Raw genomic sequence first — 16,019 nt, 5'->3', positions numbered from 1 at the left:
GAGATGGCGGGGGAAGGTTTTATGAATGAAGAATTATCATTGCTGGTAATAGGAGATGAAGATAATAGTATTTATACAGCTATAAAGGATATTTTGTCTGAGTATCCCAAATTTACACTGGTATCAACCAGCCGTGTTATCCAGCAGTTAGAAGATGGCGAGCACATAGATATTGCTTTAGTTCTCAATCGACAGGAAGCGCCAGTAATAGAGGTCATACAAAAGATTAAAAGGACAAGTCCTGAAACGCTGGTTATGTTTTTGAATTCCATTCAGGATTTTCAATTAGTGAGAGAAGTTTTGCGTGCGGGCGCATTGGATTATTTAGTTATCCCCGATGAAATTAATTTATTATCAGAAAGGCTTCAAACGTTAAAAGAAATGACCAAAACTAACAAAGCGAGCGGGGCTGTAAATTCGTCTATCTTTTCAAGGGGACGAGGAGAAGTTTTGGCTTTTTATAGTGGAAAAGGGGGAAGCGGTACGACCTTCATTAGTTCCGCCTTTGCTCAAACCTTGAAGCTCGATTCAACTGCGGAAGTAATCTTACTGGATTTAAATTTGCAGTACGGAGGAATTGAAACTTATCTTGGGATTGAAACGAACCGTTCACTTGCCGATTTGAAACCTGTCATACAAGAGATTAATGACAGCCATATTCGAAACGTGACGGAGAAAGAGAAGTTTTCGAGACTTGAAGTCTTATTGAGTCCAAGAGACACAGAAGTTGCAGAGTCCATAGATGAAGACTATGTTCAACGTCTAATCAGAGCTTGCAAGAGAAGTTTTGATTTTGTCATTATTGACATACCTAGCTACATTGATATTGCCTCATTTGCTGCAATTGAAGAAGCAGATAAAATCTTCTATGTTATTACACCTGATACTCCTTCCATACGTGTGTTTAAAAGTGTAGAGGAACTCTTCAAACGCCTGGGAATTCATTTAGATGAACGTATGGAAATCATTATCAATAAAACAGGAAAAGATAGCGAATTAAATGGCAAAGATTTAAGTAGATTCATTCAATATCCGATTGCCGCAGAAATTAAAAAGGATATAAAGGGTGTTCTTCATTCCATTAATAAAGGTGAACCTATTCGAAAAGAAGCTAAGGAAAAGCGGCTCCCTGCAGTAGCGAAGGATGTTCAAAAATGGGTTGCCGGCTTATTGAAATAATCGAATGGCGATTTGGAAGGAGAGCAGATTATGGCACTTTTTAATAAAAAAAGGGACGTAACAATTGAAAAAGAGGTTACGTATAATTCCTTGCAATCAAATCCCTATATCGATGAATTGGTTGAACATTACAAAACCAGACTTCTAACTGAAACCAATTTAGATACGCTAACAGCATTATCTGAAGGCGAAAAGCGGCTCACAATCGAACGCTTAATCAGCGCATTTATGTCTGAAGAAAAAGTTGTGATCCCGCGGTACGATAAAGAGACGATGTTAGCTAGGCTTATCGACGAATCAGTGGGTTTTGGTCCATTAGAGCCGTTGCTCAATGATGATTCAATTACAGAAATACTCATTAATGGCCCCGCTGAAGTTTTTATTGAAAAACAGGGAAGATTGCAACGATCAGATGTCAATTTTAGAGACGAAGCCCATGTTAGACATATTATTGACCGAGTGGTTGCTCCTCTTGGGAGAAGGATAGATGAAAGTTCTCCAATGGTCGATGCTCGTCTTCCGGATGGCAGCCGTGTAAACGCTGTTATCCCGCCAATCAGTTTAAACGGGACATTGGTTTCTATCCGTAAATTTCGTAAAACACCATTTGAGATGCAGGATTTATTGAATTTTGATTCTCTAGATGAAACTATGGCGACCTTCCTTCAGGCCATAGTTGAAGCAAAAATGAATGTGCTGATTTCTGGAGGAACAGGAAGTGGGAAAACTACTTTTCTGAATGCTGTTGCAAAGTCCATACCGATTCATGAACGAGTTATTACAATAGAAGATTCAGCTGAACTACGATTAAATCGGGGATCTGTAGTCGGACTGGAGGCAAGACCTGCAAATGTTGAGGGACGTGGGGAAATTACGATCCGACAATTAGTAAAAAATGCCCTACGGATGCGTCCTGACAGGATTATTGTCGGAGAGGTACGGGGATCGGAAGCATTTGATATGCTGCAGGCTATGAATACCGGTCATGAAGGATCGTTGACGACTGTGCATGCCAATTCCCCATCAGATGCACTGAGCAGGGTTGAAGGAATGGTAATTATGGCGGGAATGGATTTACCGTCACATATTGTAAGGGAGTATATTGTAGGGGCTTTGGATTATATCATTCAAGCTGAGCGTTTATCAGATGGGAAAAGGAAAATCACCCATATATCTGAAGTAAGCGTTGATGAACAAAATAAAGTTCAAATCAGAGATATCTTTCATTTTAAACGTACAGGTATGGGAGCGAATGGAGAGGTATTGGGATACCATACTGCAACAGGCTTAGTTCCTAAAGCACTCGAGAGACTTCGTATATTCGGTATTCACTTGGATGAAGTAATCTTTAGGCCAAAGGAGGAGGAATTGGTGTATGAATGAAATGCTTTACATCCCTCTCACTGCTGGTGTGGCTATGTTGGCTTTTATAGTTGGCATTTATTTTTATCTTGGCTACCGTGCCCAAAAACGTGAATGGAAACAGAAGCTGGCAACCTGGTATCCAGAAGAAAAACGTAAAAGCTTTATTGTCGGTTTGGGTGATAAATACGACAAAACAGATCGGGCTAAAGTTTTAGCAGAGAAATTACATAATGCAAATCTTATATTAACCCCATCTGAATATCTTGGCTTTCATCTGCTTGGATTCCTGGGACTAGTTTTGGTCTTTACAAATATGTTTAAAATCCCCTTCCCTCTTAGTGTAATCATACCTATATTGATTTTACTAGGTGCCCATTCCGGTTTATTCATGGTCCGGAAAAATAAATATGAAGAACGCTTTAATGACCAACTGGCAGATATCTGTCGTTTGCTCGGAAATGCGGCCAGATCGGGTATGACACTAACTCAGGGAATCGATTTGGTGGCGAAAGAAACACCCGCACCGGCAGGAAAAGAATTTAAAAGAATTTCGCAGGAGTTGAAATTGGGGGTCCCATTGGAATACGCCCTGCGTTCTATTCAAAAACAAAATAAATCACGGGATTTCCAACTGTTTATAGCGACGTTGCTCATTCAGAAGAAAACTGGTGGTAACTTGGCAGCGATCCTAGAATCCATGTCCAACACACTTGAGGATCGCAAAATCCTTAATCAATCTATTAAAACCATGACAGCCGAGCAAAAATATATTTCATTTATTGTTCCGGCAATGCCTGTGTTTCTCGTCTTGATTATGAACGCTTCAGTGGATGGCTTTGTAGATCCGCTATGGACTGGACCGGGAATTGTATTACTTGTTTTGTTTGCAGCGGGTGTTGTACTTTCGTTTTTCTTGATTCGAAAAATCACGAATATAAAGGTGTAAATTATGGATGCTCTAATTATTTTATGTGTGCTGTTATTTTGGTTGTTTTTTACATTAACGATCCGTCATTATTCCCGCTATTTAAATGAGAAAAGGGGACTCATTGGCCATATTGCAGAAACGGTCCATGAAGGGTATTTGGGTGTTCCTAAAAAGAAGAAAAAGAACTCAAAACTTACTGATAAACTTCTCAGTTATTCGGATGATTTTGCTGAACTAGGGAAACGGATAAACTTCTTTAGTGAAAATAAAGATATTGAAGACTTGCTCAGAAAATCAGGACGTCCCTATAATTTAACACTGGACAGATTCCAGGGTCTGAAAATTTGGTTGGCTGTTACGCTTTTCTTTGGTTCTTTGATCTTTTTAATTCTAGGATTTCCGTTGGCTCAATTTGGTCCGATCTTTATGCCGCTAATTGGGTATATGGCTCCTATTATTCTGTTGAAGCAGGCAGCTAGAAAACGTCAGGAAGCATTAAGACATGATTTACCTGACTTCCTAGATACAGTGAGTACCAGTTTGCAGGCTGGTGTCAGTCTGGATCAAACCTTACGTGAGGTTATCCGTTATTTTGAAGGACCGCTACACGAGGAATTCTCCCGTTTTAACCATGAGATTGATTTAGGTGTTCCTCGTGAGATGGCATACAGAGGTCTGTTGGAGAGAAATGATAATAAGGAATTCCAGGGATTAATAAAATCTCTGATACAAGGATTAAAGCTGGGAGTGCCAATCGCAACGACATTTAAAGTACAAGCCGAGGACATGAGGCAATTCCGCGAAGAGAAAATTAAAGAACTCGCAGCCAAGGCTTCTCCAAAAGTAACAATGGTAACCACCTTTGTAGTAGCACCTGTATCACTTATGATCATTGCAGGATTAATGGTCTTAAATATGATTTATGGTGAAAACAGCATTGGAAGTTTATTTAAGTAACCCCCTCCCAAAGGGAGTTTAAAATAATAAAAATTATAAGAATAATAGGAGGAATGGAAATGAATTATTTAACAGGAATGTACGTAAAGGCAACAACTAAGCTAGGTGGATTGGTGAAAAACGAAAGAGGATCTCAGACTTTGGAATGGATTGGGATTGCAGCGGTTATTGTTATTTTGGTTGGGGTTATTTCGACAGCGTTTGCTGGGGGAGACCTTGGTGAAACTGTTAAAACTAAGTTTACTAGCCTTCTAGATAAAATGGTTGCTGATTGATAATTATACAACAAAAACTAGGAGGTATGGGGTCTTGAAAAAATGGGTGCTAATAGCAGTTGCTGCTTTGTTTATATCAGGATGCACTGATCAAGAAAAAGAAACAGAAGTAAATGAGAAGCCTAAAGAAAATAGTACTGAAGAAGTGAACAGTGTAGAAGAAACAGATCCGGAGAATGCTATACCAAAAGAAAATGTCTCAGTTGAAGAAACTTCATGGATTGAAAAATTTGAAGCTGCTCCAGAAGTAAAGATGAGTCCGGAATATTTAGCTAACCAACCTCAAGGACCTTATGCAGATATCAGCTACGATTCGAATCCAGAATCCTATCAAGAATTTTTGAAGGTGATGGAAGGTATTCCAGAGAATGCTACGGAAGAGGAATTAGACAAAGTGTTTAACTATATAGTAAGTCAGGTTTCTGTAGATGTTACAGACCCACAAACGGTTATAGATAGTTGGAAGGTGAGTTCCTTTGGTGATCCTGAAATAGAAGATAGTCGATATCAATTTAAGGAAAATTACAATATTGAGGTTATCTTAGATTCTAGTGGGAGTATGGCTAATATAACTAATGGTAAAACAAGAATGGTTGTAGCGAAGGAAGCGATTCAGCAATTCTTAATGAGTGCGCCTGAAAAAGCCAATGTTGCCCTTCGAGTATATGGTCATAAAGGAACAAGTAAGGACAGTGATAAAAAATTATCTTGTGATAGCAGTGAGTTAGTTTATAAGTTTGGATCCTACAAGGAAAAAGAGTTTAACCAAGCATTGAGTTCCTTTGAACCTGCTGGTTGGACTCCTTTGGCTCAGTCGTTGATGGATGCTCAGAATGATTTAAAAGAGTTTAAGAGTGATAAAAATACGAACATGATATACGTGGTTAGTGATGGAATTGAAACCTGTGATGGGAACCCTGTAGAAGCTGCTAAAAAACTTGGAGAGTCTGATTTGCAACCTGTCATTAATATTATTGGTTTTGGTGTCGATTCAGAAGGACAGAAACAATTGAAAGAAATGGCAACTGCATCGAATGGAACTTATACAAATGTTCATAACAGTAATCAACTAAAGTCGGAATTTGATAAGGCTAAAAATGCTTTAGAGAAATGGAAACAATGGAAGGAAAATGCTAATTATGATGCCAAGGTAGACCGTAATAAAAGATATTTGGATACTAACAGTTTGAATAATGAGTATTCTAATAATATCCAAAAGCAACAGAATAATATGGTTTTTATTATTAATGGATTGAGAAACAAAGACCTTATAACATCTGAACAGAAAGAATACTTAACTTCAAGAAAATCCGAATTAGCAAAAGAAATGGATGAAGCCAGAAAGACAATAAGAGAAGATCTCGAGAATTTAAATGCGAAAACTCTCGAAGATACCAAAAAACAAATCGAAGAGAAATACAATCAAAATACGCAATAATAGGAAAAGTCATACACCTTGATTAAACACTACTTCCTGATATGAGTAAGGAGGTTAAGGTGAAGCGAAATAGGTTGGTAAGAAAGCTCCTTGTCATGTTTGCCATATTATTTGTCCTGTTCCATTCCATCTCTATTCCTCTTGCGGCGGCCAGCTGGACCGGGGATGCCTGGAAGGGTGATGCTTGGAATGGCTCCGATTTGAAGTGGAAAGGGGATTCTTGGAAGCAAAAAGGCTGGGTGCAGGATGGCTGGGAGCGAGATGGTTGGACCCAAGAGGGATGGAATCAGGATAAGTGGAGTCAAGATGGTTGGGCTGGTGATGGCGTCAGCCCGATAGACCCTGCGACAGGAGAACCATGGACGGGGGATAAAATCAGCGAAATTAATCCGGCCACCGGAAAACCATGGACCGGTGATGAGATCAACGGAATCAATCCAGCTACCGGAAAGCCGTGGATTGGCGATGAGATCAACGGAATTAATCCAGCTACCGGAAAGCCGTGGACCGGCGAGGAGATTAACGGAATTATTCCGGCTACGGGAAAACCATGGACTGGTGATGAGATTAACGGAATTAATCCGGCTACCGGAAAGCCATGGAGTAGCGATGATATCAGTGGAATCAATCCGGCAACAGGAAAGCCTTGGTCATCGGATGCTTCCAATGGCGCTAACTCAATCACAGGTGGAAATAATGGTTTTATAAATCCACAGACCGGATTTCCTTATTTATACGCTCCAGGACGTATTTCAGTTGATGAGGTAAATGGTACAGATTCAGAAGGTAACATTGACCTTTATGGTCTTACTAAATATATTGCTAAAGATGTAATTGCGGGGCAAGTCAAATTTGTAAATGTAATTGAAAATGGGAAGTTTAGTTTGACTAAGCCAAATAGTATATATGGACTTATGATGAATGGATTCAGGCTGGGGCTTGGTGAATCGAACTCATCCTTTAATATGGCATATGAATCATATTTATGGGCTGATAATATAAACAGCGTTAACGATGCAATTACTACGCTGAGAACCTATTCTCCCATTCAGAATGCTGCTAATTCCGGGTTGGGGGGACTTACCTCAGCCTACAGGAATGCCTCTCTTGCGAATTCAGCTGCAAAATTTGGTACATTGGCAAAATTTAATGCAGCGGCAGGAGTAGTAGGAACAGTTTTTTCAACGATTGATACTGCTAAAAATACTTCGAAAGCAATCAATGTATTAAAAAGTTCAGCATCAGGAACAGAGAAAACAACTGCAGTAGCCAGTGCAACAGAAAGCTTTGGTTCTTTGTTAATGTCTAGTGGTGCTGTGGCGAGTGCTCTTCCAGGTGTACAAGCAGTTGGAGCAACAATGGTCCTTGTTGGGGCAGGCATTTGGGGAGTTTCAAAAGGTGTTAAATATGCTGCAAAGCATTGGAATTCTATAAAAAGCGGGGTTAATAATGCTAAGAAGAAAGTCGGAGGTTGGTTTAAATCATTAAGGGGTGCGTTTTCATAAACCATCTTCAAAATGGGAGGAAAACTTTTACCCCTCCTCCCATTCTTTTTTAGACATAATATGAAAATAGCTAAGAGAGAGGTTCCAAGTATGGAAAGAACCACAGTGGAGAAATACGCCAAAAAGTATAAAAAGCTTCTTGAGAAAGTTACCATTATTCATTTTGTTCTTTCTTATAATAAAAGAAAGTGGTGGTTAGCGGAGTATAGCTTTAATAATACCCCTAAAGGATATGCAGTGTTTACAGAAGGCGATTCAAGTGTCAACGAAAAGGAAATTGCCCTTGATCATATCGGTTCTTTTATCCGTACTTGTATAGGAATACAATCCATCGTTCATCCTCGAATTGCAGTGACAGAGGAGATAAATAATACGCTTAATAAAATGAACGATATCTTAAATTTGTGGGTGAAGAGTGAAGAAGAAATTAAGTTGAAAGATCAGTTTAATGAGTTTACTGATTTTATATTATGGTGCCAAGAAAAGACCAATGAATATAACAATGAATTTTCCAAAATAGCAAAAAAAATTGATGAAAATCATCTGTTTACAGTTGAACAAAGGGAGCAATTAGTTCTAATAGGAAGTAAGCTGGACTTAATTATTTATCTGCAAGTTAAGTCTCAATATGATCAACTGCATAAGAATCGGGAATTGTTGAGCCATTTGAAAAATCATAGAAATAATCTTGATAAAAAAGATTACTATTATATTGTTACCAATTTAAAAAAATATTGTGATTCAAATGCACAAAAAGACTTTGAAAAGTCCTTGTTTAATGAAGATGAGCTGATTTGGAAAGATGTAATAGCTACCATAGACAGTTTTGAAAGATTGAAGGAATCATCACATCAAAAATATAAAAATATTGATAAGCGTAAGTTGCAAGAAATGGTGCGTTTATTAAGGAATTAGTTATGATTGAAAATTTTAATAGATAAGAATTTCTATTATGGAATTATAAATAATGAATATGATGGGATGGAGATTAATGGACAAGCCTTTTCGTGAAGCATTTGCTCTTTTCACCAGCAGATTTGAACATATACTCTTGTTGGGAGTAACAATTATACTTCCCCTGCTACTAGGCCACGCTTTGTTATCAAACTATATATATGCGGTTACACCGACTGTGTTGGGAACGACAATAATATCTGATATTTACTACACATTTCTAACTGTTCTCTTAATGCTCTTCGCTCAAGTTCCGTTAATAAGATATATGTTTAATGAATACCAGGGACATGAAGGAAGCTTGAAAAATGCTTATTTTGTTTTTTTTGCTAATGGATTTCAATTTTTTGTTTTTGCTATTCTTGCTAGTTTTTTAACGACCGTTGGAATTATTCTATTTCTTTTACCGGGGTTGATTATTTTAACTCTTTTATATCCGATTCCTTTTGTAGCTGCAATGGATAATAAAAGTATATGGAAAAGTTGGAAATCAGGAATTAGGCTAGGTAAAAAGCATTTCTTTAAACTTTTTCTCTTAATTCTAGGGATGTCTTTAATTGAATTGATGATTTCTGGAGGAATTACACTATTAATTCTCTCATTAACTACTTCTTTTGCTGCACAAATTCTTTCTCATATTCTATTAAATTTGGTCTTCTTCCCAATCATCACACTTATCATCACAGGTTTTATTATCAAATGGAGAGAAGAAATCTATACATTGGAGGCAAATCGATCAGCTAAGGAGGAGTGGGCTTAATGAAATGGAAGGCTCTAATCCAGCGTGAGAATGGTTCTGCTACTCTCGAATTTTTGGGTATGGTACCTCTTGTTTTTATGCTAATGCTGATTATTTGGCAATTCGTTGTCGGAGTCCATGGAGTCATTGTCACACAGTCAGCTGTCAATGAGGCTGCTAAGGTATACTCCATAACAGGTGAATGGGATCAGGCAAGAGCTGCAGCGGAGAAAACAGTCCAGACGGGGGCTAAATATCTTACCTTTAATAGTGCGCAAACATCAGTGACAAGTTCAGATATATTTACAGCTAAAGTTTCAGTAAATATAGAACTAATCTTCTTCCCGGATAAATTATTTCCAAATGGCGCTCCTTCCCTGGCATTCTCCAGTGAAGCGAGCGGTAAGGTGATTGAATGAGGAAACGATTGAATGAGGATGGAAGTACGACACTTTTTATTCTCGGTATGTTAAGCGTAATGATGATTATGTTCATTGTTCTGTATAACTATGCCAAAGTTTATGCTGTCAAAGAACAAGCGTTTACAAGTTCACAACAGGCAAGTTTGGCGGCAACAGCAGAGTTTTACGATAGAGTGTGGAATCTTGTGGCAGAGTTTGATGGAACTGATGAAGAAAATCTTCCGCAGCCTGACCCGGATTCGGAAGATGCTCTTGAGGTAAATCCGATTACTAAACTAAAGATCAAAGAGATGGTTGAACGAAAAAAAACTGAACTGGCTAACAGCTATCCAGAAAAAAGCACAAATGAAGTTCATATAATGGCGATTGATGAAGTTCTGAGCGAAGAGCTTAGTAGTGGCTTGGGCAAAAAAAGGCTGAAAGAGATACTAATTGATAACTATGAACACTCCATAAAGGCCGGTACAGTAGCAAAGGCTAAGGAAGTTATTCTCGCTAATGATGGGAAATTGGAAAAGGCACAAATACGGCTTTTTAAAGATAATCGTATTTATGTCAGAGCGGCAAATGAATTTGAAGGACAAGGGAAGTTGTTTGATGGCTTTAAAGAAAAGCTATTTCAAACCGGAGCAGGTCCGGAAATCGGTTTTTTATCCTACCTTGATGGGATAAATGATGAAACGATCCAGCTATCGAATGAAGTCGATAATGGAGTGATATGGGGTCAGTGACAGTGGTTGTACAGTTCTTAACTCCCTTCAGATGGGGGAAACAGCTTGCAATAAGGAAACTTTTGAGGTTTTTAAGAAGTAGAGACTAGAAAAATACAATCAAAATACACAGTAATAGGAAAAGAACAGTCACCTTGCGTAAACAAACAACACTTCCTGATTGAATGAGGGGGATAAGGTGATGCGGAATAAGTTAGTAAAAAAGCTCTTTGTTGTATTTGCTATATTTTTTGTCCTGCTCCAATCAATTTCTATTCCGTTAGCAGCAGCCAGTTGGACAGGTGATGCATGGAAGGGTGATGCTTGGAAAGGCGACGCATGGAATGGCAACGATTTGCAATGGGAAGGAGAAACTTGGAAAGGAGATTCATGGAAGCAAAAAGGCTGGGTGCAGGATGGCTGGGAGCGTGATGGATGGACTCAAGAGGGCTGGGATCAGGATAATTGGAACCAGGATGGATGGACAGGTGATGGTGTCAGTCCGATAGACCCGGCGACGGGCAAGCCGTGGACCGGTGATAAGATAAACGGAATAAATCCAGCCACAGGCAAACCGTGGACTGGTGACGACATCAGTGGAATTAATCCGGCAACGGGAAAGCCATGGACCGGTGATGATATTAGTGGAATCAACCCTGCGACAGGTAAGCCATGGACTGGTGACGATATTAGTGGAATTAATCCAGCGACGGGCAAGCCATGGACTGGTGATGATATTAGTGGAATCAATCCGGCGACAGGCAAGCCATGGACTAATGGTGAAACCAATGGAATTAACCCAGAAACGGGCAAGCCTTGGTCGAATAAAGGAATTCAAGGGAGTTCACCTGCGATTGAAGGGAATGGACAGGATAAAATTGACATAGACCCCTATGAAGCGACAAAATTTATAATGAATGATGTTATTGGTGGTCAAGTAAAAGGAGCATATGAAATAGAAAGCGGTAAGTTTAGTTTATTGAAACCCAATAGTTTTGCTGGCATTATGCTCAATGGCATAAAATTAGGGGTTGGAGATTCATCGGGTTACAATTATTTACATGGTGGATATGAGATCGCTGATAAAGTGTATACGGGCATAGATGGTATTACAGATGCAAGGAAATATAGGAACTTAATTCAAAGCGGGCAAGATTTGTCTACATTTGATTCTATATTTGGTTCTTCTACTAACCCACCACCATCCGCGTCTTTTGGAATGTTGTCTAAACTTAATGTTGGTGCTGCAGGAATAAGTACAGTCTTTTCCACGATAGACACCGTTAAAAATGGTATTAGTACCTATGATTCAGTAAAGGAAAATGGTTGGCGTTCTGCTAAAACGGTGGCTGCTGGAGCAGATACTACGGCATCAATTGGAGAAGTATTAATGAACTCTGGCGTCGTGGCAGGTGCTATCCCCGGGGGGCAGTTAGTAGGAGCATATATGGTTGCAGGTGGTGCAGTGTTATGGGGAGCATCGAAGCTGGTTAAAGGTATAGCAGATGGCTCAATTAAAAAAGGAGTTAAGAAGGTCGGGGAAAAAATAGGATCAATGTTTAATTCTATTAAAGGTGTATTTTCTTAGATAGAATTTGCTCTATATACTCATCGCTTTTTGTATACAAATTAGGGGGATCCAAATGATTAAATCAGAAGCTGAAGAGATCGCAAAAAAACATAAAAAGTTATTAGAGAAATGTACCGTTATTAATTATTGTTTTAATTATCAATCTAAAAATTGGTGGCTTGCAGAATACAAAAAATTCCCGGGTAAAAAAAGAAGTGGCTACGTCATTATATCAAGCGTGGAAAGTTCCTATGATGAGAAGGTGTTTGTGCTTGATCATTACCTGTCCTTTATTGGAGGAGTTTTAAAAATCCAAGATATTGTTAGGCCGAGGATTAATGCGACAGACGCCATTCATAATACATTGGAACAAATGAACAATGTATTGGAAATTTGGGCAGAAAATGAAGAGGAAAAGAAACTATTAACCAGTTTTAAGGGGTTTTCTGAATACATTCTGTGGTGCCAGGAGATGAAGAACAACTTTTATGAGACATTTACTGATCTTGGTAAGAGAGTTGATAAGGAACGTTCATTTACAGTAGAGGATCGAGTTCAGCTATTAGACCTGTTGCCTAAAATGGATTTGATTATGTATCTGCAAGTAAAACGTCAGTATGAACAATTAGAAGCCAACAGACATTTATTAAAAACGGTTAAACAAACAAAATCAAGATTTAAATCAAAGGATTATTTATATATAAAAGAAAAACTTTATAAATATTGTGGGCCTGATGCTGAAAAAGACTTTCAATCAATCTTTGATGAAGGTGAATTAAATTGGAGTCAATATCCAGCAACTAAAGAAACATTTTACAATCTTCTTGATTCCTCCATTCAAAGGTACAAAAACCATGAAATGAAAGAGTTAGAGGAACGTAAAGTTTTAATCAGGAGCTAATGAATTTCTATTCCATCTTTATCTATATCTTAGGGAACTACTGATTTATCAAATAAAAGTATGGGAGATGATTATAGGTGAGTAAGAAGGAAAAACGATGGAGTAAATTTTATAAATATTTTATGATTTTCTTTTATGTCCTTCTTGTACCTATTGCGATTTTTGACTTCTTTGCTGGTGGAGGTTTCCCTTATGAGATCCTAATTGTTGGACTTGCTCTTCCAGCGATGAGGACAAATCACCTAAATATTATTAGAGCAAAGGGTGGATAATCCTTACATCAAATATTCAACTAGACTTGTAACCTCCGCTTTTGCATCAAGTGGAGGTTTTATTTATAACTGAAATAATGGGAATGTGTATACATCAAGGACTTATCAGCTTCCTCATAACTAGGAGGTTTATCATTGAATAAGTCATTATTTATTCAAAAGGTATTCATATTGATGGCGATTGCTTTTATACTCTTTCAATCTTTCATTATCCCATTCAGTTCAGCAGCATGGTCCGGAACACCATGGAAAGGGGAACCATGGGAGGGGGAATCTTGGGAGAATAAATCTTGGCATGGAGATAGTTGGCAGGGAGATATAGGAACGGGTGGAGAGCCGCAGTCCGGCTCTCCTAATGGCCAATCGGGAAATATCCCAGATATGGAAAACGGCCTGCCAGGAATAGGCCCTGTCCAACCGCCTTATAAAGTACCGGATTATTTACCTGGCCATAATCATAATAGAACAGATGGAAATGGCAATCCTACCTATCCAGGCGTAATATTACCTGGCAGTAAGATAGGTGGTGACTCCAATTCAACTCATCCGGGCGGACTATTACCAGGCTCTTCGCTTTCTCCTGGTCCAATAAACAGCAATGCTCCTAGTGGTGGGAGTGAAGGAATAGAGGGTAATGAACCAGATACGTGGAAAACCATTGACTTTGTAGGGAATACTATAATAAATGGGCAAGTCAGTTTTACAGTAGATGTACTGCAGCAAGGTGATCAATTTAAACCAAGCAGTGTATTTGGGAGACCAAACTATCTAACAAACATCCTGGTAAATGGAATTAAATTAGGAGTTGGAGATGGCACTTGGTTTGATTATGTTGAAGATATGAATACTGCTGTTGATATGGGATTTGGGATTTATGATACTGCTGAGGCATACACATTAGCTACCAGAGCAACCTCAGCTGCTGATGCAGCTACCGATATTATTCCAACCGTTCTTAATACGGGCAGTACTGGTGCATCAACATTGGGGATATTATCAAAGTTGAATATCGCGACAGCCGGGATAAGTACAGCTTTTTCAGCGGTTAATGCAGTAGATTCTCTAATTGAGACAGCTGATACATTTAATAGTAATGCAGAGACAAGTGTGAAAGTTTCAGCAGGAGCTGATACCTTTTCCAAAATTGGTGAAACGGTTTTTAATGCTGGACTGTTTGCCTCCGCCATACCGGGGGGACAGAATCGACGATAAAGAAAGTATGTACTCTATTGGAGCTATGATGGATTTACTCCTATTTCTTCAAATCAAAAACCAATTGGATGAATTTAATAATAATAAGGTTCTATTAGACAAATTGAAGAAATCTCGTAATAAGCTATCGTTCTTTAAATATAGGAAAATAAAAAAGATCCTCTCCATATATACGAAGGAGAATATGTACCAAAACTTGATCGCTTCAAAATCGACATTCGGAGACCAGTGGGATTCAATTAAAGCAGATTTGAACAGCGTTCATAATAGAGAACTATATCAAGATTTGTTGGAGCTCTACTATGAGCGGGATAGGGAACTGGTTCTGCAAGCTAAAGAAATGTTGCGGAATTAGTCTGTTAATCGTTTTTATGTTTAAAAATCAAGATGTTATTTGGTAGGTTTACATTCAAGAGACTTCATAAAACATAACTTGAGTAGAAACTCATCAGTAGTAAAACTAAAGCTTATCTTTATTAAAAGGGGGGGGAAATCTCTCCTTTTTTTATTTTGGGTCTTATTTCGCTCTTTCTTGAATGATTAAACCCCTTTTCTACAAAATATTTACAATAAAGTTATTGACTGTTAATACAGAATATTATAACAATAAGGTTATAAGTAGAGGGGGAATATGGCGTGAATGAAAAACTAAATCCTATGATAGATAAGATTATCCAAAATATAGAGAAAGTGATTATCGGTAAAAGAGAGGTTGCTAAGTTAAGCATTACAGCCCTTTTGGCAAAAGGACATGTATTGCTTGAGGATGTACCCGGTGTTGGGAAGACTATGTTAGTTAAGTCTATTGCCAAATCAATTCAGGCTGATTATAAGCGTATTCAGTTTACACCGGATTTATTGCCATCTGATGTAACCGGTATTTCCATCTATAATCCGAAAGAGCATGAATTTATCTTTCGTCCCGGGCCTATTATGGGGAATATCATATTGGCTGATGAAATCAATCGAACATCTCCCAAAACACAGTCATCCTTGCTGGAAGCAATGGAGGAACATAGAGTTACCGTTGATGGCGTGACACACAAATTGGCCAATCCATTCTTTGTTATGGCCACCCAAAACCCAATTGAATATGAAGGTACCTATTCTTTACCAGAAGCGCAGCTGGACCGATTTTTACTTAAAATGAAAATGGGTTATCCGGAGATGGCTGATGAATTGGCGATTTTGACAAATGCAAAAATGCTTGCTTCTGTTGAAGATTTAAATCCTGTAATTACTGTTGATGAAATGGTGAAGCTGCAGGAGGAAATCCAATCTGTATATGTGGATGATATGATTGCGCGGTATATTGTAGAACTGGCTGTGAAAACGAGGAACGATAATCGAGTTTATTTAGGCGTAAGCCCACGTGGAACGGTTGCTCTTATGAAGGCTTCGCAGGCTTGGGCTTTTATGCATAATCGTGATTACTGTATACCAGATGATGTACAATTTCTACTTCCATATGTATTTAATCATCGTATGATCGTGAAGGCTGAATCGGTTTATGATGGATTCAATGCTCAAGTTATTCTCGATGAAATTTTAGCAAGGACGCCTGTACCGGTACAAAGGCAAGTGAATTAAAA

17 protein-coding genes are annotated in these 16,019 nt (G+C 38.5%); all 17 read left to right on the top strand.

Features of this window, described 5'->3' with window-relative positions; translation table 11 throughout:
- Nucleotides 1-21 precede the first annotated feature (21 nt).
- The 17 genes from A8L44_RS18085 to A8L44_RS18005 all read left to right on the top strand — a co-directional run bounded on the left by A8L44_RS18085 (nucleotide 22) and on the right by A8L44_RS18005 (nucleotide 16,017).
- Nucleotides 22-1,179, top strand: a complete 1,158-nt coding sequence (locus tag A8L44_RS18085; RefSeq protein WP_066109856.1) for an AAA family ATPase — start codon at nucleotides 22-24, stop codon at nucleotides 1,177-1,179.
- 30 nt (nucleotides 1,180-1,209) lie between these two features.
- A complete protein-coding gene (locus A8L44_RS18080; RefSeq protein WP_066109852.1) occupies nucleotides 1,210-2,562 on the top strand; it encodes a CpaF family protein in 1,353 nt (450 codons plus the stop codon).
- Nucleotides 2,555-3,490, top strand: a complete 936-nt coding sequence (locus tag A8L44_RS18075) for a type II secretion system F family protein (RefSeq protein ID WP_077248199.1) — start codon at nucleotides 2,555-2,557, stop codon at nucleotides 3,488-3,490. Before A8L44_RS18080 ends, A8L44_RS18075 begins: the two co-directional genes overlap by 8 nt.
- A gap of 3 nt (nucleotides 3,491-3,493) precedes the next feature.
- Nucleotides 3,494-4,429, top strand: coding sequence for a type II secretion system F family protein (locus tag A8L44_RS18070; protein ID WP_066109849.1), 936 nt, complete (start codon nucleotides 3,494-3,496; stop codon nucleotides 4,427-4,429).
- Between the two features lie 59 nt (nucleotides 4,430-4,488).
- Entirely contained in the window at nucleotides 4,489-4,704 is a 216-nt protein-coding gene (locus tag A8L44_RS18065; protein ID WP_066109846.1) for a hypothetical protein, read from the top strand.
- 34 nt (nucleotides 4,705-4,738) lie between these two features.
- Complete coding sequence (locus A8L44_RS18060) at nucleotides 4,739-6,142, top strand: VWA domain-containing protein (RefSeq protein ID WP_066109843.1); 1,404 nt, start codon at nucleotides 4,739-4,741, stop codon at nucleotides 6,140-6,142.
- Nucleotides 6,143-6,201: 59 nt separating this feature from the next.
- Nucleotides 6,202-7,647, top strand: coding sequence for a hypothetical protein (locus A8L44_RS18055; RefSeq protein ID WP_066109840.1), 1,446 nt, complete (start codon nucleotides 6,202-6,204; stop codon nucleotides 7,645-7,647).
- Between the two features lie 90 nt (nucleotides 7,648-7,737).
- Nucleotides 7,738-8,562: a hypothetical protein gene (locus A8L44_RS18050; protein WP_066109837.1), complete on the top strand. Its 825-nt coding sequence runs from the start codon at nucleotides 7,738-7,740 to the stop codon at nucleotides 8,560-8,562.
- Nucleotides 8,563-8,638: 76 nt separating this feature from the next.
- Complete coding sequence (locus A8L44_RS18045; protein ID WP_066109834.1) at nucleotides 8,639-9,361, top strand: hypothetical protein; 723 nt, start codon at nucleotides 8,639-8,641, stop codon at nucleotides 9,359-9,361.
- Nucleotides 9,361-9,759 carry a TadE family protein gene (locus A8L44_RS18040; protein WP_066109831.1) on the top strand — a complete coding sequence of 133 codons (399 nt, stop codon included), beginning with the start codon at nucleotides 9,361-9,363 and terminating at the stop codon, nucleotides 9,757-9,759. The genes A8L44_RS18045 and A8L44_RS18040 overlap by 1 nt, the downstream gene beginning before the upstream one ends.
- The gene (locus tag A8L44_RS18035) at nucleotides 9,756-10,493 is read left to right on the top strand and encodes a Tad domain-containing protein (RefSeq protein ID WP_066109828.1); all 738 of its coding nucleotides are present in this window, start codon (nucleotides 9,756-9,758) and stop codon (nucleotides 10,491-10,493) included. Before A8L44_RS18040 ends, A8L44_RS18035 begins: the two co-directional genes overlap by 4 nt.
- A gap of 181 nt (nucleotides 10,494-10,674) precedes the next feature.
- Entirely contained in the window at nucleotides 10,675-12,060 is a 1,386-nt protein-coding gene (locus A8L44_RS18030; RefSeq protein ID WP_066109827.1) for a hypothetical protein, read from the top strand.
- Nucleotides 12,061-12,115: 55 nt separating this feature from the next.
- Nucleotides 12,116-12,943: a hypothetical protein gene (locus A8L44_RS18025; protein ID WP_066109826.1), complete on the top strand. Its 828-nt coding sequence runs from the start codon at nucleotides 12,116-12,118 to the stop codon at nucleotides 12,941-12,943.
- 77 nt (nucleotides 12,944-13,020) lie between these two features.
- A complete protein-coding gene (locus A8L44_RS18020; RefSeq protein ID WP_066109823.1) occupies nucleotides 13,021-13,215 on the top strand; it encodes a hypothetical protein in 195 nt (64 codons plus the stop codon).
- A 135-nt stretch (nucleotides 13,216-13,350) separates the two neighbouring features.
- The gene (locus tag A8L44_RS18015; RefSeq protein ID WP_066109820.1) at nucleotides 13,351-14,427 is read left to right on the top strand and encodes a hypothetical protein; all 1,077 of its coding nucleotides are present in this window, start codon (nucleotides 13,351-13,353) and stop codon (nucleotides 14,425-14,427) included.
- Nucleotides 14,428-14,611: 184 nt separating this feature from the next.
- Nucleotides 14,612-14,782 (top strand): hypothetical protein, encoded by a 171-nt coding sequence (locus tag A8L44_RS19055; RefSeq protein WP_175354328.1) that lies wholly within the window; start codon nucleotides 14,612-14,614, stop codon nucleotides 14,780-14,782.
- 302 nt (nucleotides 14,783-15,084) lie between these two features.
- The gene (locus A8L44_RS18005) at nucleotides 15,085-16,017 is read left to right on the top strand and encodes an AAA family ATPase (protein WP_066110019.1); all 933 of its coding nucleotides are present in this window, start codon (nucleotides 15,085-15,087) and stop codon (nucleotides 16,015-16,017) included.
- Nucleotides 16,018-16,019 lie beyond the last annotated feature (2 nt).

The organism is Bacillus sp. FJAT-27986 (assembly GCF_001685035.1).
GTDB lineage: Bacteria > Bacillota > Bacilli > Bacillales > Pradoshiaceae > Pradoshia.
The sequence above is the reverse complement of the archived record's forward strand: the minus strand, read 5'-3'. Positions and strand labels throughout refer to the sequence as shown.